23 protein-coding genes are annotated in these 23,199 nt (G+C 57.7%); 9 read left to right on the top strand and 14 right to left on the bottom strand.

The window, feature by feature from the left end; all coding sequences use genetic code 11:
• Positions 1 to 4: 4 nt before the first annotated feature.
• Positions 5 to 592, top strand: coding sequence for an outer membrane beta-barrel protein (locus HDF14_RS00915; RefSeq protein WP_183972655.1), 588 nt, complete (start codon positions 5 to 7; stop codon positions 590 to 592).
• A gap of 131 nt (positions 593 to 723) precedes the next feature.
• Here the strand turns inward: HDF14_RS00915 and HDF14_RS00910 are convergent, their stop codons facing one another.
• Both HDF14_RS00910 and HDF14_RS00905 read right to left on the bottom strand, forming a co-directional pair.
• Entirely contained in the window at positions 724 to 2,139 is a 1,416-nt protein-coding gene (locus HDF14_RS00910) for an APC family permease (protein WP_183972653.1), read from the bottom strand.
• Positions 2,136 to 2,834 carry a YggS family pyridoxal phosphate-dependent enzyme gene (locus tag HDF14_RS00905; protein ID WP_183972651.1) on the bottom strand — a complete coding sequence of 233 codons (699 nt, stop codon included), beginning with the start codon at positions 2,832 to 2,834 and terminating at the stop codon, positions 2,136 to 2,138. The genes HDF14_RS00910 and HDF14_RS00905 overlap by 4 nt, the downstream gene beginning before the upstream one ends.
• 58 nt (positions 2,835 to 2,892) lie before the next feature.
• On the opposite strand from HDF14_RS00905, the gene HDF14_RS00900 reads away from it, so the two are divergent.
• Entirely contained in the window at positions 2,893 to 3,222 is a 330-nt protein-coding gene (locus HDF14_RS00900) for a DMT family protein (protein ID WP_183972649.1), read from the top strand.
• 395 nt (positions 3,223 to 3,617) lie between these two features.
• Here HDF14_RS00900 and HDF14_RS00895 read toward each other — a convergent pair whose 3' ends face one another.
• Genes HDF14_RS00895 through HDF14_RS00885 form a run of 3 tightly spaced genes read right to left on the bottom strand, consistent with a single transcriptional unit; the run spans position 3,618 to position 5,769 of the window.
• Positions 3,618 to 4,922, bottom strand: a complete 1,305-nt coding sequence (locus tag HDF14_RS00895; RefSeq protein ID WP_183972647.1) for an alpha/beta fold hydrolase — start codon at positions 4,920 to 4,922, stop codon at positions 3,618 to 3,620.
• A gap of 11 nt (positions 4,923 to 4,933) precedes the next feature.
• Positions 4,934 to 5,425, bottom strand: a complete 492-nt coding sequence (locus HDF14_RS00890) for a hypothetical protein (protein ID WP_183972645.1) — start codon at positions 5,423 to 5,425, stop codon at positions 4,934 to 4,936.
• Positions 5,422 to 5,769, bottom strand: coding sequence for a PadR family transcriptional regulator (locus HDF14_RS00885; protein ID WP_183972643.1), 348 nt, complete (start codon positions 5,767 to 5,769; stop codon positions 5,422 to 5,424). Before HDF14_RS00885 ends, HDF14_RS00890 begins: the two co-directional genes overlap by 4 nt.
• Before the next feature lie 203 nt (positions 5,770 to 5,972).
• Between HDF14_RS00885 and HDF14_RS00880 the strand changes: the two genes are divergently transcribed.
• The gene (locus tag HDF14_RS00880) at positions 5,973 to 6,932 is read left to right on the top strand and encodes a GNAT family N-acetyltransferase (protein WP_260697991.1); all 960 of its coding nucleotides are present in this window, start codon (positions 5,973 to 5,975) and stop codon (positions 6,930 to 6,932) included.
• A gap of 61 nt (positions 6,933 to 6,993) precedes the next feature.
• Here HDF14_RS00880 and HDF14_RS00875 read toward each other — a convergent pair whose 3' ends face one another.
• The 3 genes from HDF14_RS00875 to HDF14_RS00865 all read right to left on the bottom strand — a co-directional run bounded on the left by HDF14_RS00875 (position 6,994) and on the right by HDF14_RS00865 (position 8,912).
• Complete coding sequence (locus HDF14_RS00875; RefSeq protein WP_313899455.1) at positions 6,994 to 7,488, bottom strand: VOC family protein; 495 nt, start codon at positions 7,486 to 7,488, stop codon at positions 6,994 to 6,996.
• Positions 7,489 to 7,565: 77 nt separating this feature from the next.
• Positions 7,566 to 7,976 (bottom strand): hypothetical protein, encoded by a 411-nt coding sequence (locus tag HDF14_RS00870; protein WP_221304501.1) that lies wholly within the window; start codon positions 7,974 to 7,976, stop codon positions 7,566 to 7,568.
• Between the two features lie 54 nt (positions 7,977 to 8,030).
• Positions 8,031 to 8,912, bottom strand: coding sequence for an NmrA family NAD(P)-binding protein (locus HDF14_RS00865; protein WP_183972637.1), 882 nt, complete (start codon positions 8,910 to 8,912; stop codon positions 8,031 to 8,033).
• Positions 8,913 to 9,024: 112 nt separating this feature from the next.
• Here HDF14_RS00865 and HDF14_RS00860 point away from each other — a divergent pair, with 112 nt between their 5' ends.
• Positions 9,025 to 9,660, top strand: coding sequence for a TetR/AcrR family transcriptional regulator (locus HDF14_RS00860; RefSeq protein WP_183972636.1), 636 nt, complete (start codon positions 9,025 to 9,027; stop codon positions 9,658 to 9,660).
• Positions 9,661 to 9,680: 20 nt separating this feature from the next.
• On the opposite strand, the gene HDF14_RS00855 is transcribed toward HDF14_RS00860, so the two are convergent.
• The 3 genes from HDF14_RS00855 to trxB form a co-directional block, all read right to left on the bottom strand.
• Positions 9,681 to 10,394: a hypothetical protein gene (locus HDF14_RS00855; RefSeq protein WP_183972633.1), complete on the bottom strand. Its 714-nt coding sequence runs from the start codon at positions 10,392 to 10,394 to the stop codon at positions 9,681 to 9,683.
• Between the two features lie 93 nt (positions 10,395 to 10,487).
• The gene (locus HDF14_RS00850; protein ID WP_260697936.1) at positions 10,488 to 11,468 is read right to left on the bottom strand and encodes a hypothetical protein; all 981 of its coding nucleotides are present in this window, start codon (positions 11,466 to 11,468) and stop codon (positions 10,488 to 10,490) included.
• A 190-nt stretch (positions 11,469 to 11,658) separates the two neighbouring features.
• Positions 11,659 to 12,612, bottom strand: a complete 954-nt coding sequence (trxB, locus tag HDF14_RS00845; RefSeq protein ID WP_183972631.1) for a thioredoxin-disulfide reductase — start codon at positions 12,610 to 12,612, stop codon at positions 11,659 to 11,661.
• A gap of 83 nt (positions 12,613 to 12,695) precedes the next feature.
• Here trxB and HDF14_RS00840 point away from each other — a divergent pair, with 83 nt between their 5' ends.
• The 4 genes from HDF14_RS00840 (at position 12,696) to HDF14_RS00825 (ending at position 18,149) form a co-directional block, all read left to right on the top strand.
• Complete coding sequence (locus HDF14_RS00840; protein ID WP_183972629.1) at positions 12,696 to 12,896, top strand: allantoinase; 201 nt, start codon at positions 12,696 to 12,698, stop codon at positions 12,894 to 12,896.
• A gap of 84 nt (positions 12,897 to 12,980) precedes the next feature.
• Positions 12,981 to 13,721 carry a hypothetical protein gene (locus tag HDF14_RS00835; RefSeq protein ID WP_183972627.1) on the top strand — a complete coding sequence of 247 codons (741 nt, stop codon included), beginning with the start codon at positions 12,981 to 12,983 and terminating at the stop codon, positions 13,719 to 13,721.
• On the top strand, positions 13,708 to 16,650 hold the full coding sequence (locus HDF14_RS00830; protein ID WP_183972625.1) for an IPT/TIG domain-containing protein: 2,943 nt from the start codon (positions 13,708 to 13,710) through the stop codon (positions 16,648 to 16,650). The genes HDF14_RS00835 and HDF14_RS00830 overlap by 14 nt, the downstream gene beginning before the upstream one ends.
• Positions 16,651 to 16,775: 125 nt before the next feature.
• Positions 16,776 to 18,149 (top strand): NAD(P)/FAD-dependent oxidoreductase, encoded by a 1,374-nt coding sequence (locus HDF14_RS00825; RefSeq protein ID WP_183972623.1) that lies wholly within the window; start codon positions 16,776 to 16,778, stop codon positions 18,147 to 18,149.
• 70 nt (positions 18,150 to 18,219) lie between these two features.
• Here HDF14_RS00825 and HDF14_RS00820 read toward each other — a convergent pair whose 3' ends face one another.
• A complete protein-coding gene (locus HDF14_RS00820) occupies positions 18,220 to 19,089 on the bottom strand; it encodes an aldo/keto reductase (RefSeq protein ID WP_183972621.1) in 870 nt (289 codons plus the stop codon).
• 3 nt (positions 19,090 to 19,092) lie between these two features.
• Positions 19,093 to 19,923 (bottom strand): MBL fold metallo-hydrolase, encoded by an 831-nt coding sequence (locus tag HDF14_RS00815; RefSeq protein ID WP_260697935.1) that lies wholly within the window; start codon positions 19,921 to 19,923, stop codon positions 19,093 to 19,095.
• Positions 19,924 to 20,147: 224 nt separating this feature from the next.
• Here HDF14_RS00815 and HDF14_RS00810 point away from each other — a divergent pair, with 224 nt between their 5' ends.
• Positions 20,148 to 21,257 (top strand): YihY/virulence factor BrkB family protein, encoded by a 1,110-nt coding sequence (locus HDF14_RS00810; RefSeq protein WP_183972617.1) that lies wholly within the window; start codon positions 20,148 to 20,150, stop codon positions 21,255 to 21,257.
• 2 nt (positions 21,258 to 21,259) lie between these two features.
• On the opposite strand, the gene HDF14_RS00805 is transcribed toward HDF14_RS00810, so the two are convergent.
• On the bottom strand, positions 21,260 to 23,143 hold the full coding sequence (locus tag HDF14_RS00805) for a M61 family metallopeptidase (RefSeq protein WP_260697934.1): 1,884 nt from the start codon (positions 23,141 to 23,143) through the stop codon (positions 21,260 to 21,262).
• Positions 23,144 to 23,199 lie beyond the last annotated feature (56 nt).

The following is a 23,199-nucleotide window of genomic DNA, read 5'->3' as shown; positions in this document are numbered from 1 at the left end:
AAGGATGATGCATCTTCGAAGCGTCCTGCTAATGGCACTTCTATCCGTTCTATCCGGCGTTATCCATGCCCAGGCGATATCCATGGGCGGGTTCCACGACGACATACCTCGATTCGAAATCGGCGCCAACTATAACTACTTCCACGCGAACGCACCTCCGGGCCAATGCGGCTGCTTCTCGCTCAATGGTGGAAGTGGAACGATACTTATGAACGTGACCGCGAGGTGGGCTGCCTTGGCGGATATCGCCGTTGCCCACGCTAATCAGGTAAACGGCACGTCGCAGGACATCACCATCGTCAACTATTTGTTCGGTGCGCGGTACAGTCGGCGCAATTCCAGCCGTTTCGTTCCGTACGGTGAAGCACTATTTGGCGGAGCGGCGGAGGATGTGAATTTTCAGTTCACAATAAACCGTAACTCGTTCGGCTTGGCGGCAGGAGGAGGCGTAAGCACACAACTTAAGCGAAGGTGGGGCGTGACCCTTGGGCAATTTGACTATGTCTACACCCAGATTCCCAACGCTAAGAACGACCGCCAAAATAACATACGAGTAAGCACCGGTGTTATCTATAACTTTGGCTTCAAGTAGTCTCGTCGAATATCAACTTTAGTCCACGCTAGCAATTCGGTTATTGCGCCTGCCGTTTTCTCGTCCTTCTCTGTTTGCCCGCTATGAACTGTTGGTTTGTATACTTCGATCAATCACGTTTGTCATCGACGTCAACTCGTTTCGGATGCGCTCCTGATCCTTTTGTAGCGCAACGCATACACAACGGAGCCTGCTGCCAAGATCAGCCCGGCAGTACGTATATCTCGCAGGAAGTTAGGTCGCGAAAAAAGAATGAAGACAAATCCGCTCAGCGCTAGCAGTATAGGCAGCGGATAGAGCGGCATCCGAAATCCTCGCGTCTTGCGCTCGCTGCGATGTCTCGGTAGCAGCGCGGCTATTCCCTGCAGGAGAAATTGGAACAAAATACGGACCACTACGAGGGTTGTAATGACCTCCTGCAGCCTAAAAACGCAGCAGATTAGCGTTATGCCACCGAGCACCAATAGGGAATGCAGTGGAGCTCGATGCTTCGGGTGCAGAACTCCAAACCACGATGGAAAATTGTTGTCCCGTGCTGCAGCAAATGGAATCCGCGAATATCCGAGTAATAGGGCAAATACGGAGGCGAGCGCTGCGAGTGCGATAAGTACGACGATCACCCCGGCAGCAGCATGTCCATAAAGTTTTTCCATGAAGACCGCCATGGTGAACATGCGGGCATGACTGTCGCTATTCTGTGCCATCTCTCGCCATGGCAGCACGCCAAGAACGCTTATGTTCATCAGCACGTAGAGCGTTGCGACAACACCGACCGAGCCCAGGACCGCGCGTGGAATCGTCCGTTGGGGGTCGCGGACCTCAGCTCCCACGAAGCAAACACCGTAATATCCCCAATAATCGTAGGCTGAGATCAGCATCCCAGCGCCAAGTCCGGCGAAGAATGCCGCGTTGAGATGAAAGGCGCCGGCTGGGAAGTCGAAAGCCAGATGAGCGTTGAAGTGCGTGAATCCCGCGACGATCACCAATACCAGCGTGAGACCGACAGCCAGCCCAAGCCAGCGAGCGATTCGACCGATGGCGATGATACTTCGGTGCAGAACCAGCATCGCGAGTGCGCATGCTGCCATTGCGATAAACGTCTGTCCGCTCAGCACCACTGGAACTCCTAGAAGCGACGTGGATGCGAATGGTCGGCTGGCGTTCGGAAGAAAGAAGGAGATGTATTGCGAGAATCCGATACATCCCGAGGCGGTCGAGAGCGGTGCGCTGATGAGGACTTGCCAGGCGTAGAGAAACGAAAACGCCCGCCCCCAGGTCTTCTCCCCATAGAGGTGTTTCAGGTAAGCGTAGGAACCGCCGGCCTCTGGATAGGCGGTCCCGAGTTCGCTCCATATCAGGCCGTCGCAGAGGGACAAGGCGGCGCCCATTATCCATCCGAGGATTGCCTGTGGGCCCCCCATTACTCCGACGATCAGGGGCAGGGTGACGAACGGTCCGACCCCGACCATGTCGATGACGTTGAGGCTGAGTGCAGCGCCGGTCGACAGGCCGCGATGGAGCTCAGGTGGTTGGGGCTCGGAGTTCATCCGGCGCTTGCCATGATCCGCTTGCCGAAGATGGAGGTTCCAACGCGGACGCACGTGCTGCCCTCTTCGATCGCCACTTGGAAGTCGTTCGACATCCCCATGGACAACTGTGTCAGCTTCGGGAAGCTAGTGACTGATTGGTCTCTTAGTCTGCGGAGTTCGCGGAAGTACGGCCTGGCTAGCTCTGCGTCTTCGGACCATGGAGGAACCGTCATTAGGCCTACAGCTAGGATCGACTCGAGTGGTTCGATTGCGGCGAGTAGAGTGGGTAGCTCTGCTGGGTCGAGGCCGTGTTTGGATTCTTCGTGGCTCAGCTTTACCTCTACCAAGATAGGGAGCTTCTTTCCCAGTGCTTTGGCGGCTGCGTCGAGTCGCTGGGCGATCTTCAGCGAGTCTACTGCGTCGATTGCGTGGAATAACTCTGCGGCGCGGGCGGTTTTGTTTGACTGCAGCGGGCCGATGAGGTGGAACTGGGCATCGTTCAGGGCGGCAAGATGCTGGTATTTTTCCTGAAACTCCTGTACCCGGTTCTCGCCGAAGAGGCGTTGGCCGGCGGCGTAGGCTTCGAGAATCACCTCGACCGGGTGGACTTTGCTGACTGCCATCAGGGCTACTTTGCTGTCGGAGCGGTTGGCTCGGCGACAGGCTTCGTGGATCTGTTGTTGGAGGTGTTCGAGGTTCCCGGCGATGGTCATGCTCTTTGCATCTTACCGTTCAGCTTCCCATTTGATTGCATGGAGACTGGAACGAACTATGTGGACTATTTTTTTGCTGATCGGCTCGAACATCTTTATGACCTTTGCCTGGTATGGGCACCTGAAGTTCAAAGAGGTGCCGCTTTGGAAGGTCATTGTGGTCAGTTGGGGCATCGCCTTCTTTGAATACTGTCTGCAGGTGCCGGCTAATCGGATCGGATCGAAGACCTTCAGTCCGGATCAGCTCAAGGTGATTCAGGAGGTGATCACGCTGACGGTGTTCGGTGTCTTTTCGACTTTTTACTTTGGCGACAAGCTGCATTGGAACCACTTCGCTGCGTTCGGCTGTCTGGTGGCTGGCGCCTTCTTTATGTTTCACAAGTTCTAGGCTTCGACCCCCTCCCCTCCCCCGGGGGGTATTTTGGGCGTAAAGCCTTTGGATGGATCAGTTTACAGAGGGTGTGTGTCTGTAAAATATTCCAACTAAAGGACTTACGTGCAAAATATTGTTTCTAAATGGGTTAGCCGGAAAAATAGAAACAAAGACGAATACAGGGATCCTCCACTGCGTTCAGGATGACGCTCTTTGTTTGGCCACTACATCCAGTATCACTACATCCAGTATAGCGATGGGGGCATAACTGATACGCCACGCGATTGTTCAACGCTGGCGCGGGTGGTTGCGTTTTGTGGACTTGACATGGTGTTTTGCTGGTCTTTTGGTGGTGTAGCGCGGTGGAATTTTAGCGGCAGCGAACGAGAAGCCGGTGTGTGAGGGGTGTTTCAATCTTTTGGCAGGGTGGCGATGAATGCGTTCATCTCGCGGAGGGTGTCGGCTTCGTTCGAGCGGAAGACGTAGTGGTCGGCGTTTCGCAGGCGAACAACATGGGCGGATGGTATGCCGGACTGGAATGCGTCGGCCTGTGCCGTGCAGCGAGCCTCGTCTTCCTTTACGATTGCCGCTTTCCCTTCCGGAGTGGCGTGGAAATCATCGCCGAAGTCATGCGGGCACGCCACGATGGAGAGGATGGGAGTGGGGATCTGGGTGTATTTCTGCACACCGAAGAGGATCGCCAAACCAAGCGCCGGCGGCGGCGGGGGGTACGGAGGCTGCATCTTCGCCAGGTCATCTCTTGTTTTCTGCATATCTTTTTCAAGTTGGGCGACACTGGTCAACATGTTGTCTACAAACTTCGGCTCCAGTACAGCGCCTGCCTGGAGCGCATCGATCTGTGTTCTGACGTCGACCATATCGAGGATCGGGTCGGTGTTGGCGTGGTTGTAATAGGCGTAGGGGAAGGCTGCGTCGAGATAGATGAGTCCCGCAACTTTTTCCGGGTGACGGCTTCCGATAGAGCTCAACTCTTCGCCGGCGATGGAGTGGCCCACGACGATGGGGCGGTTGAGGTTGAGAGCGCTGATGACAGCAAGGACGTCGTCGCCGAGGCGGTCAGCGTTGTAGTTGACTACGGTGGGTGGTGGCGCGCTGGAGGCCCCGAAGCCGCGGCGGGTGATTCCGTAGACGTGGTAGTTCGGAGTTAGCTTGAGTGCGAATTTGTCGTAGACGTGGGCGTCGTTGCCCAGACCGCTGAGCAGGACGAGTGGGCGGCCGGTGCCTCCCCAGTCGAGTACTTCGAGCTTGACGTCTGCTTCGACGGGAATGAACTGGACCTTGTGCGGCGTGGAGTCGGTCGGCCATGCGGTGGCTTCGGTGGCACGGTCAAAGGTGAGCGGTACGGATTTGCCTTGCGTGAAGATCCCAGTGATGGAGTTTCCATCGGGAGAGAACGTTCCTTCATACGACACGTGGTAGTCGTCGACCGTGAATTTGATAAGAGCGCCTGTAATGGTGAGGGTTGTCGTGGGATAGCCTTTGCGCGCCTGGTCGATGCTGTAAAGAGTTCCTTTCCAAGAGCCGGCGGTGCCGTTCGTCTCGCTCTTGTCGATCTTCAGCATGATGCGGAGCCCTTGCGACTCGGCAGGTAGTGTGGCTTGCCAGGAGCCGACAGGATTCTGAGCATGGAGTTGGCTTGCAGCAGAGAGAGTGATGGTGAAGAGGGCGAGGAGTCTCAGGGCCAGTCGCTTCATCTTGGGTCTTCTCATCTGGAGTCTCCGGATTGTGGGTTGCGGGCTGAGAGGGATCTTTCCGACGAGGAGTTGGTGATGTTGAGGGCAAGAGCGGGGTAGCCTTCGATTCGATAGAGATGCCAGTAGGTGAAGCTGTGATGAACTCTGGAGGAGGAGACCAAGGGAGAGTCGGAGAGTCTGGGTTGCGGACCTTGCGAGCCGGACAGATGGGTGAGGGTTAGTACGGCGAGGATGGAGAGGATCGCTGCATGGACGATTCGACGCAGGGGCGGTGTCGAAGAGATCTCCGAGTAGAAGCCGGAAGGCTGTGGCTGGGGGTGAAGTTGCGTGTCGATCTGCTGAACAAGGAGCGAACGCAGGATGTCGAAGAAGAGTTGGAGGGAACGACCTTCGCGGGTCTGCTCGTCAAAGATCCAAAGCATCTCTTCGCCGAAGCGATTTCGAAAGGCAGGCGGGTGGAGATGAAGGATGGAGCGATAGAGGACACGTAGGGAAGGGTTCATACTCGGCGTGGCCTCTTTTCGCTGAGCCTCAGCCTCGCCTCTTGTACGACACTGTGCAGCCGGTCGATCTCTGCGGAGAGCACGGTACGGCCTTGAGCGGTCAGGCGGTAGAGACGGCGGGTTTCGTCATCGGAGAGAGAGGATTTCGGCGCGTCGATGACGAGCTTCTGGTCCATGAGTCTCTTGAGATTGTCGTAGAGGGTGCCCGGGCCAAGTTTGTAATGTCCGTGGGACTGGCGTGAGATCTCCTGGATGATGCCGTAACCGTGGAGGTCTTCTTCGGCGAGGGCCAGAAGGATGTGCAGCATGGCAGGGGCTAGAGGCGGGTTGGGGTCGGGTTTCATGGTCGGAATCCGACTATATCAGATTCCGACTATGCGGCAAGTTTTTTGGGCTCAAGATTGCGCGTGCAGGGGAGGGGATTTGCCAAAAAGGGTAAAGTTCGCCAAGAGACGAGCGAAGGCGATTAGACTTGGCTGGCCCATATTTGCAAGGTGGCTGGTTTGCATTTGTGGCGAGTCAACCGAGGAGGCGTAACGCCGTGCCGATGAATCAATCAATTCAAACAATCAAGGTTGGTCCACTGAAGGAGAGTGAGTTAGGAGAGGCTGACCGTATCGTCCGGCTGGCATTTGGAACATTTTTCGGGTTGGCTAATCCGCTGGAATGTATGGGGGATCGTCACTTCATGACGCCACGCTGGCGCTCAAGCAACGTCAAGGTGATCGCGGCGCGGGAACGTGATCGGCTGGTGGGGTCGAACGTCGTTACGCGTTGGGGATCGTTCGGGTTCTTCGGGCCTTTGACGGTGCAGCCGGAGTACTGGGGTCGTGGCGTGGGGCAGCGTCTGATGGAAGCCACGATGACGACCTTCGATCGATGGGGTGTGCGGCATACCGGGCTGTACACCTTTGCGCAGAGCGCGAAGCATGTCGGACTGTATCAAAAGTTCGGCTATTGGCCCCGCTATCTTACTGGGGTGATGACGCTCGCTCCGGATGGGGCTCGAACCGAATACGCGAAGGCGCCGATGCTGCTGTCGGCTCTCAAAAAGAGCGAGCGGGAGAGTGCTATCGAGGCCTGCGGAAGGCTTACCCACAGGATCGATAAGGGGCTTGATCTTGGTGGTGAGATTCGCTCTGTGCTTGCGCAGCGTACTGGCGACGTTGTGTTGACCTATACGCGCAAGGCGTTGGATGCTTTCGCCGTGTGTCTGCATGGAGCGGGATCCGAGGGCGGCGAGAAGACATGTTACGTCAAGTTCGGGGCGGCGCGTGGAGGTGCGGGCGCGGCGGAACGATTCGACAGATTGCTGGAGGCTTGTGAGGCATTCGCCTCTTCGCGTGGAGCGACGGTAGAGGCTGGGGTGAACATGGCTCGTGAAGATGCGTATCGGTGCTTGCGGTCTCGCGGATATCGAGTGGACAAGCAGGGTGTTGCGATGCAGCGTCCGCATTTGGAGGGATTCAATCGGGCCGATGCCTTTGTGATCGACGATTGGCGTTAGGGGTCGGTAAGTTGTTTCGGGCGATTGGGTTTCTATGACATGGTTGGACGAAGCCTTAGCGTTACTTCGTTTGGGCCGCATTCATCGGCTGCCACAGCTCGATCGGATTTCCTTCCGGGTCGTGAATGCGTGCGAAGCGGCCGTTGGGATACGTTGTAGGGTCTACCTTCACCGTGATTCCTGCTGCTTCTAGCTGTGCGGTCATCTTTTCCAGGTCATTTACGCGGAAGTTCAGCATCCACTGCTTTGTCGCGTCACCGAAGTATTTGGTGGTCTCGGGGAAAGGCGCAAACGCCGTTGGTCCGGCTTGCTGTTTCCAGGCAGATTCGTTCTCACTCTTTGGGATTACGGAGACGCCAAGGTTGTCCTGATACCACTGCTCAAGTGCCTTGGGATCGTGTGCTCGAAAGAAGAAGCCGCCGATGCCGGTGACCGCCTCCTTTGCGGGATGGTTGGCAGTGGGTGTTTGCTCGGCGGTCGCAAAAGACACCGGCAGCAGCGTTGATCCGGCGGCAGCGGTGAGCGCTGTGAGGAATTCGCGGCGTTGCTTCTTCACGATGGGCCTCCATGATTGGCCCAATTGTACTGTTGTCTCGGCTGTTGCTCGGCTCCTGCTCGGATTTGGATCTTTGATCATTGCGCGGGCTTGTCGGGTTTGGGCAGGAGGAGAGCCAGAGGACTAAGTGGGCCGAGAGGAATCAGTTGAAAGGTCATCAGCTTTGCCTGGCCGAGGGGGAGAGCTTCGAGCATGGTGTGGGCCTCTTCGACCGTGGATGCGTTGATGATGAAGACGACGCCGTTGTCATTTTGGATGGAGTACCACTGGTCGATCTTGCCGGCGAGGTAGAGTCGCATGGTGTCGGGGACCTCTTGCGAGGAGAGCAGCTTGAACTGGTCGGGCGTGGGAGGTGCGTTGAATCTTCCGATGGCGAGGATTCTGTTGGTGGGGGTAGGCGGGAGTGGGGAGGATTTCGGCATTTGTGCCTTCAAGGCTACGGGGATGAGCGCGAGAGCGAGTGCGATGCTATGAGCTAGTGTCTTCATGAGGTGCCTCCGTGTGGCGGGTAAGTGCGAATGGAGAGGCGGAGTTGATCGCGGTTAGGCGACCAACTCTGCGCGGTGCTTTGCGATGAAGGCGGGCAGGCTGATGGGTGGTTGGCCGCCGATTTTTTCGACGAGGTTGTTAGTGCCGGCGAAGATTCCGTTCTGGAAGTCGATGGCGATCTCGTTGAGGTGTTGCCAGAAGAAGTCTCCGAGGTCTATGCCATTTTCCTTTGCGAGTCTTGCAAACGCTGGAGCGTCGGTCACTTGATAGCGAACCGGCTTTCCGATGGCATGGGAGATCTCTTCCGCTATCTCCGGGAAGGTGAGTTCTTTGTCGCCGACGAGGGGATAGGTTTTGCCGACGTGCTCTGCGGGCGCGATGAGGATGTTGGCGATGACGCGAGCCTGGTCTTCGGCGGCGACGAGGGCGACGCGGCCTTTGGTGAAGGGTAGCGGGAGGATGCCTGCCGCTTTGATGAAGCCGCGCCAGTAGAGGACCCACTCGGAAAAGAGTGTGGAGCGAAGGTGGACGGAGGGGACGCCGGACCAGTCGAAGACTCTTTCAGAGAGCCAGTGATTTTGAGCGGCGTGGCTGGTCGCTTCGCGACGGGCTGATGCCTGCGACATGTTTACGATGGCCTGGACGCCGGCTTCTTTAGCTGCCTGGGCGAAGTATGCCGTGGCTTCAAGGATGCCGGGCTGGATGGGGAAGACGAAGTAGGCGCTGCGAGTACCTTCGAGTGCGGCGCGTACGGATTCGAAGTTGCGGAGATCTCCGAGGACGATCTCGGCGCCCTGCTTGCGGAGGGCTTCGGAACGATCGTCGTTGGTTCGCACCATTGCGCGTACGGCTTGACCACGCTCGAGGAGGAATTTGACGGTATCTTTGCCGGTTTTCCCGGCCGCTCCGGTTACTAGAATCTTTGATTCGCTCATTGCATCTCCTTTGCAGCGGTTAGGCTGCTCGATGGAAGGATTTCGTCCCATCTGAACCTTTAGAGAACAGTTGTCATCTAAAAGATGCAGGTATTTTTGAGAGGTTGAAAGTATGCGCAGGTCTCGCAGTGACGCGGCGGAGACGAGAGAACGAATCGTCTCTACAGCTTCAAAGATGTTTTTGGAAAAGGGACTGGAGTCGGTGGGGATGCGGGATATTATGGCTGCCGCGGGCCTGACGCCAGGCGGGTTTTATCGCCACTTTGAGTCGAAGGAACAGCTGATTGCCGAAGCGAACTCTGCGGCGTTTGGTCGCCTGCTGGAGATGTTTGAGGCTGAGACGGCTGGCAAGTCGAATGCCGAAGCGTTGGAGATCATCGTGTGGCGTTATCTGAATCAATCACAGGCGGAAGAGAACACTTTTCGTTGTCCCCTGTCGATGAACGGCGGGGAGCTAAGCCACTGTGAGCCGCAGGTGCGGGCGGTTGCGTTGAGTGGTTATCAGCGGATGGTGGAACTTATTGCGGATCGGATTACGCATGTGAAGCGGGCGGAGGCGCTTGCGATTGCTGGTGGTGTGGTGAGCACGATGGTTGGATCGGTGACGATGGCTAACCTTGCGTCGACCAAGACCGCGGCGAGTGCCATTCTGAGCAATGCGCATGGGGTGATCAGGACTCTTTTGTCTGTGACAGGGACGAGTGCGAAGACAGCGGCAGATGGCGCGAAGAAGCTCTCTGCTCGTTGATGCGCTTGTGTTCGTGAATTTCAGTCGGCGACCATGAGCTCGCCGGGGACGATGGGGCGGGTGCGTGGGAGCGCGCCACGGTAGGCGGCTAGTCCCATAAGCAGAAGGGAAGCGGCGAAGATGATGAGCTTTGTCAGGCTTGCGGTGCGGGTTGGGGGGAGGGTCTTCCAAAATGCCAGTAGAAGTGCCTGCGATATGGTGACGGCCCAGACGGAGCCGTAGAAGTAACGGCGCTCTGTGCCTTCTCCTTTGGTGGAGGGCCTGACGCGCGGCAGCACGCCGATTAGGCCTAGAAAGAGGATTGTTCCGCAGAGAGGAAAGTAGACGTAGGTGTAGATCTGCTTCATGTACCAGGTGCCGGTTGCTGCTGCGATGAGGAGGCCGATGAGGTTGAGGAGCACGAAGCTTAGGACGGTGTTCCAGGCGAAGGTGTAGCAGACTCGGCGATAGAGAGGGTTAGGCTTGTCCTCGTCGAAGCGAAGGATGTAGGGGCGGGGCTCGGAGCCTGGGAGGCGACCGCGTACGGCTGCGATGCCGGTGCCGACGAGTACCGCGATCAACCAGGTGAGATTGCCGCGTCCGAAGCCATGGGCGAACAAGGAAAAGGTTAGTGGGCCGGGGGCCAGAAAAAAGACCCAGATCCAGATGGGCCAGTGTGCGAGACGGTAGAGAGCAGTATTGCGTTCGCGGATCTTTCGTTGCTGAGCGTATTCGAGCTTGCCGCTGTATTGCATATGGGTGAGTCTCGCAGGGGTGCGGAGGGTGCGTCAATCCTGTGTGCATCCCGTTTGTAGGCTGAGACCTGACAATTTATCTGGCGGCTTGCATTAGTGGTTGCCGGTCTGAGTTGAGCTTTGACCTGCGTCGCTTGCAGCCATGCGCGCTGCCTTCTCACGGTGCTTGCGGATGTAGTGAGCGGCGATGTCGGGGTAGAACTCGCGGATGTTGGTGAAGATGACGTCGCGCATGACCGAGAAGCCAAACTTTTCGGCGAGTGTGCCGAAGTCGGTGGATCCGGCGGGGTAGTAGGAGCGGGAGATGACCTGGGTGAGGACCTTGCCGCCGAGTCCGGCGATGTTGGGAGTCTGCCTTCCGCCGTAGGTCTGTGCGACGGCCTGGCGACTGATGACGTAAAGCTCCCGCATGACAATGCTGTGCCCGTGGCCGAGAGGATAGAAGCGGGTGTCTTCGTGAAGGAGGCTGGGGAGAAGCCAGGCGGAGAGGTAGGTGCCGTCGGTCTTATCGAGGAAACCTCGCCAGGTGTAGGAGTAGAAGCCGCCGATTCCTTTGCCGAGATCCGAATGCTCATTGAGGGCTTCGGCGCTGAGAGAGGTGAGGCCGAGAAAGATGAATGAGGAGTAATCGAATGCTTGATGGGTCGCGACGGTGAAGTTGTACTTCCAGCCGGGGGGATGGGGGGTTGAGCCTGCGGAGACAGAACGGAAGTTGGGCATGAAGCCGAGGATGCGTTTCGGCTGCTGCCGTTCGAGGGGGATGGGATTGCCGTTGGCATCGAGGACGACGGGTTGACTCGGTTTTGGGTGATCGCCGTTTTTGGCGGCCTGCGCGGCGGAGTCCTGGGCGGAGTTTTGGGGGGCGTAGCCGGATGGGTAGAAGGAGTAGTCGAACGGATCGGAGGAGTTGAGTGAGGACGAGGAAGCGACTTCCGTTGGAGGGTTTGCAGCGGCTAGAAAAACCTGTGAGGGTGCGTCGGGGAGTGTTTCTAGTTGCGTTGGCTGCTGGGCTGAAACAGGAAGTGCGGCACAGAGAATTGCTATGAGGAAGAATAATCGCAGAGCAGAGTCCAATCGGGGGCTCGATTTGGGGAGGGTCTGACAGATGAGACGATTTTCCCTAGTGACAAGTTTACGAGATTGCGTAAGAAAGCCGCATGGTTAATGTTGATGTTGAATCAAACGATACCGTCGGTTTTCTGTAATAGCGAAAGGAGATGATAGTCGGCGTTTCAAGCATCGGAGTGCCACAAACGCCTTACCATCAGCGGCCGTGTTCTTCGAGGTACTTTTCGACCTCGAGGGCGGCCATGCAGCCGGAGCCGGCGGCGGTGATGGCTTGGCGATAGCGGCGGTCCTGAATGTCTCCGCAGGCAAAGATGCCGGGGAGGAGTTCGCCGTTGAGGGTGGTGAAGACGTTGTTGCGGGTGAGGATGTAGCCCTCAGAGTCGAGGTCTATCATGCCGCGGAAGGCTTCGGCGTTGGGGATGTGGCCGATGGCGAGAAACATGAAGGCGACGGGCAGAACGTACTGTTCGCCGGAGACCTTGTTTTTGACGCGGAGGCCCTTGACGTCCTTGTCCTCGACGCCGAGCACCTCTTCGACGACGGTGTTGGAGAGGAACTTGACCTTGGGGTGAGCGATGGCGCGGTCGAGCATGATCTTCGAGGCACGGAACTTTTCGCTTCGGTTGATGATGGTCACCTTGGTGGCGAAGCGGGTGAGGAAGAGGGCCTCTTCCATGGCGGTGTCGCCGCCTCCGATGACGGCGATCTCTTTGCCTGAGGCGAAGAAGCCGTCGCAGGTGGCGCAGGAGGTGACGCCGTGACCGATGAGGGCTTGCTCGGAGGGGAGATTCAACCAGCGGGCGCTGGCGCCCGAGGCGATGATGAGAGTGCGGGCGTGGATGGTCTCCTTGCCGAGGTTGAGGGCGAAGGGACGCTTGGAGAGATCGATGGAGCTGAGGTGGGCGAGGCGCAGCTCTGCTCCGAAGCGGACAGCCTGCTTCTTCATGTTCTCGATGAGGTCGGGGCCTTGAACACCCTCGGGCCATCCGGGGAAGTTTTCTACCAGCGTGGTGATGGAGAGCTGGCCTCCGGGTTCGTGGCCTTCTAGGACGAGCGGTTTGAGGTTGGCGCGGCCAGTGTAGATGGCGGCGGTGAGTCCGGCGCACCCGGAACCGAGGATGACAGTGTCGTGCGTGATGTTTTCGGGCATATAAGCTCTCTTAGTGTAAATGCGCCAGCGGGCGAAAAGATGCAAACCGCCTTTTGGGTGCGTTTGGTGAAAGAATCGAGGCTATGGCAAATCTGACCTTAGTGTATGGAATGAGACTGTTACCTGCGGATGAAATCGCATCGGTGGGCGAGGCGCCCGTAACCCTGAAGAACGGCAAGGAGGCACATGTGACGCTGCATGTGCTGGAAGGCAGCCGGGAGGAGATTGAGGCGCAGCTGCGAATGAGTATCGACGCGTTCTTTGATTTTTATCCGGAGATCTAGTCGCCGCCGCAGTGTCCGAAAATAGGACAACCGTTCGTAACGTGACTCTCCTGACGAAGAACAGGGAGAGGGCGGAGGGACGGGATGGCGCGGATACTGCGAGTTTTTGTTCGGCTGCACGCTGCCGTGCTGCTGATGGCTCCGATAGCCTGGGGGCAGGCCTCGTCCGTTAAGGGAGCGCAAACGGTTACAGATCTGCTGCACCAGATGTCGGATCGGGCCGACGTCATCTTCATGGGGCAGGTGCTGACGGTGCATCTTCCCGAGGGTGGCAGCCCGGCTTCCGGGATTGTAGAGATTCAGTTTCGCGTCGATGAGGCGATTCGCGGGTGCAAAACGGGGCAGCCGTATGTTTTGCATGAGTGGGGAGGGCTTTGGGCAGGCAGCGGGAGATACCGTGTCGGGCAGCGATTGCTGATGCTTTTGCACGCGCCTGGCGCAGGGCTTAGTTCGCCGGTTGGCGGGCTCGACGGGGCGATTCCCATTCGGCAGAGCGGGATTGTGGCTTCGCTGGCGGAGAGCACAACGCCGCCAACTTCTCTGCCGTTTGTCGATCTCCGTTGGCTGGGAGCGAGACTGCGACGCGCGGTCTCTTATCGCGACGACGCGGTGCGCCCGGCGAATGCGTTTCCGCAGTTGAGTCCGGGACAACAGCGGGTCGTAACGGTGGTTGCATCGGGTGCTCGTGCCGGAGATGTGCCGATGATTCTGCCGCTCGGTTATACGAGTGCCGCCGGCGCCTCGACTCCGGCGCAACAGGCTTCGGTGGAGGTAGTGCTGGGGTTGTTGACCACGTGGCAGAAGGCGGAGCATGGCACGCCCTGACACCAGCTTGCGAATTCGATTCGACGTGTGGTTGCAAACTTTCCTGTTTGTGTTGTTTTGTTGGTTTGGGACCGTGGCGACTGCGTGGGCTGGCGGTCCACGCTGGGTGACGGGGCCGCCGTACTTTACGACCTCGGGCGCTGCGGTAGTTTGGTATACGAACCAGCCGCTTTATTTCACCGATCCAGGGGATCTGAGTTCGACGGTGAACCACGCGGCGGCGGACGCTCTTGTTGCTGCAGCGGCGGCGGTCTGGAATGTTCCGACTGCGACGCTTGTGCTGTCGCAGGGCGGAGCGCTCAATGAGCATGTCAGCGGAGCCAATGCTTTTCTGGGGTCGAATGGGCCCATCTTTCCTGGCGATGTGCAGAGCAGCAACTATCTCGCCAAGCAGATCGCGGTGATTTATGACAGCGATGGGTCAATTACAGATCTTCTACTGGGCGATGGGGCGAGCGATCCTTCGGGATGCCTGCAGAATGGCGTGACGGAGAGCGTTGACTCGATCGTTCCGGCCGGGTTCATTCAGCACGCAATCCTGATTCTCAACGGCCGCTGCACTGGCCCTGCGCCTCAGCAGCAGATGCAGTTGCAGTATCAACTGATGCGGGCGTTCGGTCGCGTGCTTGGGTTGGGTTGGTCGCAGACCAATGACAACGTCTTCACGGCCACCCCGCAACCTACGTTCGACCAGGCAATGTTTTGGCCGGTGATGCATCCGATCGATATCATCTGTGGCCCGTATACCTACCAATGCATGCCGCAGCCATTCACTCTACGTCCGGACGATCTATCGGCGCTGGCGCAACTCTACTTCATCAATCAAGGGGAGGCAGGCCCGGGCAAGACGGATAGCCTGCTGAACGCGAACCTGTTTTCCGGGCATGTCAACTTCCCTACGGGAGAGGGAATGCAAGGGGTCAACGTCGTCGTGCGCCGATGGGCACAGTTTACTCTCCCGTCGGCGATCGAAGACAGGTATACGGTCTCGAGTGTGTCGGGTGCTCTGTTTCGCCAATCGAACGGAAATCCTGTGAGTGGTCCAGACTCGTCGTTTGCCGGAAGCCAAGGGAGCCAGAATTTATCGGACGAGGGCTATTATTTACTGGACCGAATACCGATGCTTCCTGGCACCTATCAGGAGCTGGTCATAGAGACAGAGCCTGTCAATCCGCTCTATACGGGACAATATGCCGTCGGGCCGTATGTCGCCAATACTGTCACGCCGTCTGGATCGGATCCGGTGTCGACTTATGGAATCTTCGGCAGCTACGCCCAGCCGTTCGTAGATTTTGTCACGAACGATGCGGCGGCCGGCTGCAATACGGCCACGGACGGAACCGAAGCGGCTCCTACGGCTGTGGCGTCGCAGGGATGGTGGTCCGGGCTGCTCTGCGGGTATGGTCACTCCGCGTGGTCTTCGCTTTCGGTGAAAGCGAACCGCTCGGCGACGTTTGAGGTTACGGCAGAGGATGAACAGGGATTCGTGACCAGCGCCAAGGCGATGCCGGTGATTGGGGTGTGGAATGCGACCGACGCGCTGGGTTCTTTGCCTGGCGTTGCAGGTGCTGACGAGGCGTTCAACGGAGAGGCCAATGGCATGACCACGCTGACGACTACGTTTACGCAACCTAATCAGTTACGAATTGGGATTGCCGATCAGCGTGGAGATGGACGTCCGGATTTCAATTATCAAGCACGTGTGCTTTATGCGGACTCGCTGATTCCTGTGACGGTGAGCGCTGCGGGCGGCACGATTACGATCAGCGGAATGGGCTTTCGTACGGGCAATGCGGTGACCGTCAACGGTGTTGCCGCCACGGTTTCCAGTTGGACTGCGAACACGATTGTCGCTACGGTGCCTTCGATTCAAGCACTCGGCTCGAGCACGGGGCTGGTTGCCGATGTCGCAGTTACGGATTTGTCTACCGGTGGGACAACTGTCATGACGCAGTCGCTGAGCTACGCTACGCCGGTCGCTGTGCTTAGCCTGGTGAGTGCGCCTTCGGGTCTGGTGCAGCTTTCGCAACCTGTAGCGACGCCGTTTGCCGTGAAGGTGCTGAATGGCGATGGGGTGACTCCGGTCGTGGGCGAGGCTGTGACTTTTACCGCGACGAATGGCTCGGTGCAATTCTCTGCTTGTGGAGCGGCTAGTTGTACCGTGAGTACAGGTGCGAATGGTATCGCCTCGACGCTTGTTACACCGATGAGCGCGGGCGGGGTCACGCTGCAGGCTACCGGGGTGGATGGTACGGTGGTTGCATCTTTCACGGCGGCTACACGAGTCCAAACCGCGACTGCGATACAGGCGGTCGAATACATCGCGGAGGGCGCGACTGTGGAATGGAGGCCGCAGCTTAGCGTAACCGATAACTTTGCTTCGACTGCGGGACTGCCGGTTGGTTGGCAGACGATTTCAGGGGCGGTTTCGGTGTCGCCGGCCAACTCTCAGGTCAACTCGCAGGAGATCGCGCAGACTGTTACGACGGCTGGTCCATTGACGGCTGGAGGACAGGCTGTTGTTTCTGGCTGTGCCTGGACGAACATCTGTGCTTCGTTTACGACGCAGGGCGTCGATCTTGGGGATCTGCGTCTGATTGTTGTGAGCGGAGCCGGTCAACTTGTTACTGTGACGAGTACGCTCACGCCGGTGGTGTTGCAGGTGACGGACACGGCATCACATCCGGTTGCCGGTGCCGTGGTTCAGATCTACCAGACAGTGGACGCCTGGGAGGCGGCTTGCCCGGACCGAGGCCGCTGTCCTATCGCTCCTGTGCTTGGCTCGTCGCAGTCTTCGGTTGTCTCCGACGCGAATGGTCTTTTGACGATTGCACCGGAGCAGATTTCGGGAATCGCGGAGACCACGAATCTTGCCGCGGCTACAGGCACGCTGGGCTTTATTTCGCTTACTCTGCAAAAGCAGCCCTGATTCCTTTGTCCTATAAGGAGCGCTTTTCTTGTAACTCCTTCAGGTGTAGGCCGTCGAATCTGGACAAAGCCGAACGGCTCTATTCGGCATCAGATAAGAGATAAGTACATTGAGGAGCCTGAACGATGGTGGCAGCGGCAGCAGGACCTGTACGGAAGCGGGTTGTCATTCTGGGTGGGGGCTTTGGCGGCATTAATGCGGTGACGGGTCTGGGGAAACTTCCAGTCGACGTTACGCTGGTGGATCGCAGAAATCATTATTTGTTTCAGCCTTTGCTCTACCAGGTGGCGCTCGCGGTTCTTTCTCCGGCCGATATTGCGCAGCCCATCCGTGCGCTTGTGCGCAATCATCCGAATGTCGACGTGCTGATGGACGAGGCGGTGGGATTCGATGTGGCGCAGCGGCGGGTACATCTGAAGACGGGTGTGGAGCTCGAGTACGACTACCTGATTGTCGCGACGGGTTCGACACACTCTTATTTTGGCAAGGACGAGTGGGCTAAGCTTGCGCCCGGACTGAAAACTATCGAAGATGCGACGGAGATTCGCCGGCGGGTTTTGCTCGCCTTCGAACTGGCAGAGCGGCAGATGATGGAGACCGGGACTCATCCTGCGCTGAATTTTGTGATTATCGGTGGCGGCCCGACGGGAGTTGAGCTGGCGGGCGCCATTAGCGACATTGCGCGACTGTACATGTCACGTGATTTTCGCCATATCGACCCTTCGATGGCGAAGGTTCTTATTCTGGAGGGTGGGCCGAATATTTTGGCGGCTTATCCGGTGGATCTGCAACAGAAGGCGATTGAGCAGCTTGCCGAGCTTGGAGTGATGGTTCGGACCGGCGCCCATGTGAGTGATGTGCAGCCGGGTTACGTGATGGTGGGGGAGGAGCGCATCGATGCGGTGGTTACGCTGTGGGCAGCCGGGGTGCAGGCTTCGCCGTTAGGGAAGATGCTTGGCACTGAAACAGATAAGCGAGGGGCGGTGATTGTCGATGGACATCTCAACCCGCCGGGACATCCGGAGATTTTTATCTGCGGAGATCTTGCGCACGTCGAGCAGGATGGCAAGCAGGTTCCGGGTGTGGCTCAGCCTGCTATGCAGATGGGAACCTATGCTGCGAAACGTATTGGCCGGTTGGTCGCTGCAGGCGCAGGGAGTGACGGGAGCGGCAAGAACGAACAGTTTCGGTACTTCGATAAAGGCGATATGGCGACGATCGGACGCAAGGCAGCGGTGGCTAAGATCGAATGGCCGTTCAAGGCACATTGGAGTGGTTTTCCTGCATGGATGACGTGGCTGGTCGTGCACATCTTTTTTCTTATCGGTTTCCGGAATCGGCTTGCCGTATTCCGTCAGTGGGCGTGGACTTATCTGACGTTCAAGGATGGAGCACGGTTGATTACGGGCTCGCAGGAACTTCCTGGCTGGAATGCGCAGGAGGAACACACGGGAGTTGTTACGACCAAACCGTTGGATATGAGTTCGCCTAAGACCTGATCCCGGCTGACAGGGCTAACAAAAAGAGCCGCAAGATCGCGGCTCTTTTCTGTTGGCAACGGTTTGGTGGTTATTTCGCGGAGTCTTCGATCTCTTTCCACTCGGCTGCTGATAGCTTTACATCGGCTGCGGCCACGTTCTCTTCGAGGTGCTGCACCGAGGTCGTTCCCGGGATGGGGAGCATGACGGGGGAGCGATGGAGTAGCCAGGCGAGTGAGAGCTGCGAGACTGTTGCTTTGTGTGCTTTGGCAGCGGAGTCCAGCTTGCCGCCAGGCTGAGCCAGCTTGCCCGCTGCTACGGGGAACCATGGGATGAACGCTAGCTTGTGCTTGGCGCAGTAGTCGACGACATCCTCGTGCTGGCGGTCGCCTATGTTGTACTGATTTTGCACGCTCACGATCTCGACAACTTTGCGAGCCTGGTCGATTTCGTGAGGTTTTACCTCGCTTAGTCCGATGTGTCGGATCTTGCCCTGTTCCTGCAGTTTTTTGATCGCGCCGAGGGACTCTTCGACGGGCACCTTCGGGTCGATGCGATGCAACTGCCACAGGTCGATCCGTTCTACTTTCAGTCTTCGCAGGCTCATCTCAACTTGCTGGGTCAGGTACTCAGGGCGCCCCACGGGCAGCCACTGATTCGGGCCCTGGCGTGTCAGGCCGCCTTTGGTTGCGATGATGACACCCTTTGCGTAAGGAGCCAGCGCCTCGCCGATGAGTTGTTCGCTCACGTCAGGACCGTAGGCGTCTGCGGTGTCGATAAAGTTGATGCCGAGTTCGACGACGTGTCGCAGAACTTTTTTTGCGCCTTCGATATCTTTGGGGTCGCCCCAGATCCCGTCGCCGGTGATCCGCATCGCCCCATATCCCATGCGATTGACGGTGAGATCTCCGCCGATCGTAAATGTCCCGCTTGCCTTCGCGTTTACGGTTGAAGTTGTCATACCCTATCGGATGCTGGTCGCCGCGTGAAGGTGCATCGTCTCGCCTTCGCCCAGAATTTTTATTTTTCGGTTAATTCCGAGTCTTTGTGCCTCCGCTTCGAGGCGCTGTACGGGCTCTTCCATCGGCTCTCGGCCGAGGCGGAAGGTTCCATAGTGCATCGGTACCATTTGGTCGGCTCCGAGTTCGACGAAAGCGCGCACTGCTTCTTCAGGGCTGGTGTGTACGGAGCGGTAGGTGTCTGGAAAATAAGCGCCTATGGGCAGGAGGGCGACTTCGGGTTTGAGTTTTGCGCCGATCTCGCGGAAGCCGTCGAAGTAGGCTGTATCGCCAGAGTGGTAGATCGACTGGCCACCGCCTTCAATGACATATCCGCCGTAGCCGCGGTGGGTGTCGCGAAACATTCTTGCGCCCCAATGTTTGCAGGGAGTCATGATTATCGTGAGGCCTTGTATTTCAATCTGCTCCCACCATGCGAGGCCGTGAATCCGCGAGAAGCCAAGGCGTTCCACCAGATCTTCGACGCCGCGCGGCACTACGACCTCGGGAGTCTGGCCGGTTAGCTTTCGGGTTGCCCGGATGACCCGGCGTAGGGATGCCATGTCGAGGTGGTCCATGTGGGCGTGGGTGAGGAGGACCACGTCGATGGCTGGCAGCGCTTCGACTGTTACGCCAGGACGCCGTTGGCGACGCAGGACAACCAGGCGTTTGGAGAACACCGGGTCTACAAGCAGCTTTCGTCCGTGAACCTGTAGGAGAAACGAGGAGTGACCAATGAAAGTGACTCCAAGTTCGTTGGGGTCTACCAACTCGACGGGCCGGGAGATCCCGGTCATTGGTTGCTCGTGACTCTCGCGCACTAACCGCCAGAGCTGTTCCATCTTTCTAACTGCGAATGGTCTGCCTCGCCACGTTCTCTGCATTCATCTCACCAATAAATAAGATGCTCCATCGCGATCTTATGCATCAGAACCCGGTGGAAAACCAGCTTGTAGCGGTTTCTCTTTCGGTTGAAGCAGCATCTACCTAGCCAGAACGCCTACCAAGCGCGTCTCGACCGATGATTTTACGAGACGAAGGCAGTGGGCGAGGGAGCGCCGCCATCTCTTCCGCCGATCCCATCCTCGATCCTGTTCATGGCGTCCGAGTTCAACGGCGCATATGGGATCTTGTGTCGCGGTCTCCGCTTCACTCCCTTTGGAACCTCGAAGGCATCCCGGTTGGGGCGGTGGCGAAGCACACCTGGAGGTCTTTTCTGGACGACAACCTGGTGGGGCGTGCTGCCGAGCTTGGTTTCTACTTTATCTTCGCGTTGTTCCCCAGCTTGTTTACGGCGACATCGCTGCTAGGGTTGGCGGCTCGTTCGGCATCGCATATCTATTACTCCCTGCTGGGCTATCTCGCAATTGTTATCCCGCAAGATGCGATGGGAACGGTGCTGGAGACCTTCAACCAGACAACTGCTGCGGCTACCGGCGGCAAGCTGACCTTTGGTTTGGCTGCGGCGGTGTGGAGTGCTTCGGTGGGATTTTCCGCGATTCAGGATTCGCTCAATGTGGTCTATAAGGTCAAGGAGACTCGCTCTTACTTTGCGGCTCGATTCTCCGCGATCGGTGTGACTATGCTTTTAATGGGGCTGGTGACGCTGATGCTGGCCTCACTGCTGGGGGGTGACTTTTTTGCCCGCCTTGCTCACCTGCATATTTACGACCACTTTTTTGCCGCGCTCGTGGCGCTCATGGCTCGGGTGGCTGGATGGCTGTTTGCCGTGATTCTGTTGTCGCTGTTCTTTGCGGTTATCTATTACTTTGCGCCGGATCTAAAACGAAGTCAGTGGCATTGGCTTACGCCAGGCGCGGCTGTAGGCATCGTAGGATGGCTCATCACTTCGATCGGACTTCGACTCTATGTTCACTACTTCGACAATTACTCGATGACGTACGGGTCGTTAGGCGCTGTGATCATCCTGCTGACGTGGTTTTATTTGACGGGTCTTATGCTGCTGCTGGGGGCTGAGATCAATAGCGAAATAGAAGCCGCCGCTGCAGCGAAGCGTCTGCTCGTTCTCGAGCAAAACAGCCTAGCTGCCGCGGCGGCACCGGTTAATCAAACGCTGGTTTCTGCGGCAAATTCGTCAAGCGATGAATCTGCTCCTAAGCCTGCTGCCTGACCTTACTTCGCTGCCCCCTTCAGAATGTCATCCAGACGATCGGGCACCGAGGAGACGCGCTCGAGCAGTGGATAGCGCTCGCCATCGTGATAGTCCAGTTTGACCACCTTGTAGTAGCCGGTGTTGAAGACGATGAGCTCGACGGCCGGACCGGAGTCTTTGGCTTCGTGAATTGCGGCCTTGAGCACGTCGGGACTGTAGGCGCGGCCGTTTACTGCCAGGATCTTCATCCCCGGACCGATACCAGCTTTATCGGAGACGCCGCCTTTGAGGACGTCTGAGATATTGCCCACCTTGTTCGCGTGGAAGCCGATGGAAAACCAGAAGTCGAAGCTGTCAGACTGCTGGTCTTCGAGTGTGCTCCAGGAGTTTGGCTTGTCTGTGTAAGTGAGCTTGTAGCCGCCGTTTTCGATACCCCCCATGGGGGCTTGAGAGGAGTTCGAATCGAGGCGCGAGCGGAGGAACGTGGCCCAGTCGTTGGGTGCGACATCGTTGAGTACAGCAACAACGTCGTCGAAGGTGTATGGCACTACCTTTGGTCCTGTGTCTCCGCCGAGGCCGTGAAATTTCGCGACGAAGTCGTCGATTGATTTTTTGCCGTTGGTCATCTTGCGAATCGTGGTGTCGACGTCGAGCCAGATGAGTTCGCCCTCGTCGTAGTAGTCCACGTTGAGGCGCCAGTTGTCCCATCCCACACCAGTGGAGTAGAACATCTGCGCTGAGGTCGCGGTGTCTTGAATATCGCGCCAGGTGCGGCCTGGCCGGTTGTTGTACTCCGCTGCGATGGTTGAAAGCCGCTGTTTGTACTGCTCGGCTGTCCAGATGCCGCAACGTGCGGCGAGCACATCGCCCAGGTACTCGGTCAAACCCTCGTACACCCAGAGGAGGTCGCCTTCCATTGGCTTCTGATAGTTGTTGGTGGCGAGGCCGGCGGGGCGACGGTATTTGCCGTTCCAGCTATGCGTGAACTCATGCGGAAGCAGCAGGCCATCGAGCACAAACTCGCGATCGTCGGTGAAGGTAGTGGCTGGCACGCGGTCGTCGCTGGACTGATGATGCTCAAGGCCGAAGTGCGCGACCTCGTCGCTGAGCGTGACGAGGAAGTGGTAGGAGCCGTAGTGGCGCGACTTATAGAGAGCTCCGGTCTCGCGCACGAGTTTGTCGAAGTCGGCGATGTGCTCTTTGGACAGATCCAGTTGTTCGGGGCCATCGGCGGCCATGTCGAGATAATGCTTCGGCGAAATCTCAGGAGCGAGGGGAATCTCGCGGAAGTATCGACCGGCGAGTACGGGGGAGTCGACTAATTGCTCGAGGCTTAGGGTTTTGAAGGTTGATGTTTGGCCGGAGCTGCCATCTTTGTCCAATGCTGTTCCGAGGTTCCATCCGACTGGCAGTTTCACAGAGGGAGTGAACATGACTTTGGTTGCGTCGGTATCGGCGGGGTAGACCAGAAGCGTGTTCCAACTGAGAAGAGCGAGGTTTTCGCTGGTCGATCCACCTGCAGAGTATCCAGAGGTACCAGCGGTTGCGAGGAAGTCAATTTTCATCTCTAACTGCGTGACGCCCTGCGGGACGGTGATGTGGTAGGCGAACATATCCACCTTGTCGCGCTCCCATTTGATGGGCTGACCGTTTGCAGTGATGAAGAAGCCCGCCATGTTATCGATGGGTCCCGTTGGCCCATGCTCTCCGGGAATCCACTTAGGGTAGACGACGGTCAGGGGGCCAGCTGTCACCGGCATTACCTCGGTTGCGTGGAGGATCTTGCGGGGAGCATCGGTGAGATCGACACTGAGTGTGATTGGCGCGGTCTGCGCCCCTGCTATTAAACTACCTACGGTTGTTGCCAGAGCTGCTCCGGCACACATCTTCAAAAAACCAGCCATATTTCGCCTTCCGCTTTCTAGGGTGTAACCGCAATCAGTCTATCCTTGGCCGACCA

The sequence above is a fragment of the Tunturiibacter gelidiferens genome (genome assembly GCF_014201335.1).
In the GTDB taxonomy this organism is placed as follows: Bacteria; Acidobacteriota; Terriglobia; order Terriglobales; family Acidobacteriaceae; genus Edaphobacter; species Edaphobacter lichenicola_E.
The sequence above is the reverse complement of the archived record's forward strand: the minus strand, read 5'-3'. Positions and strand labels throughout refer to the sequence as shown.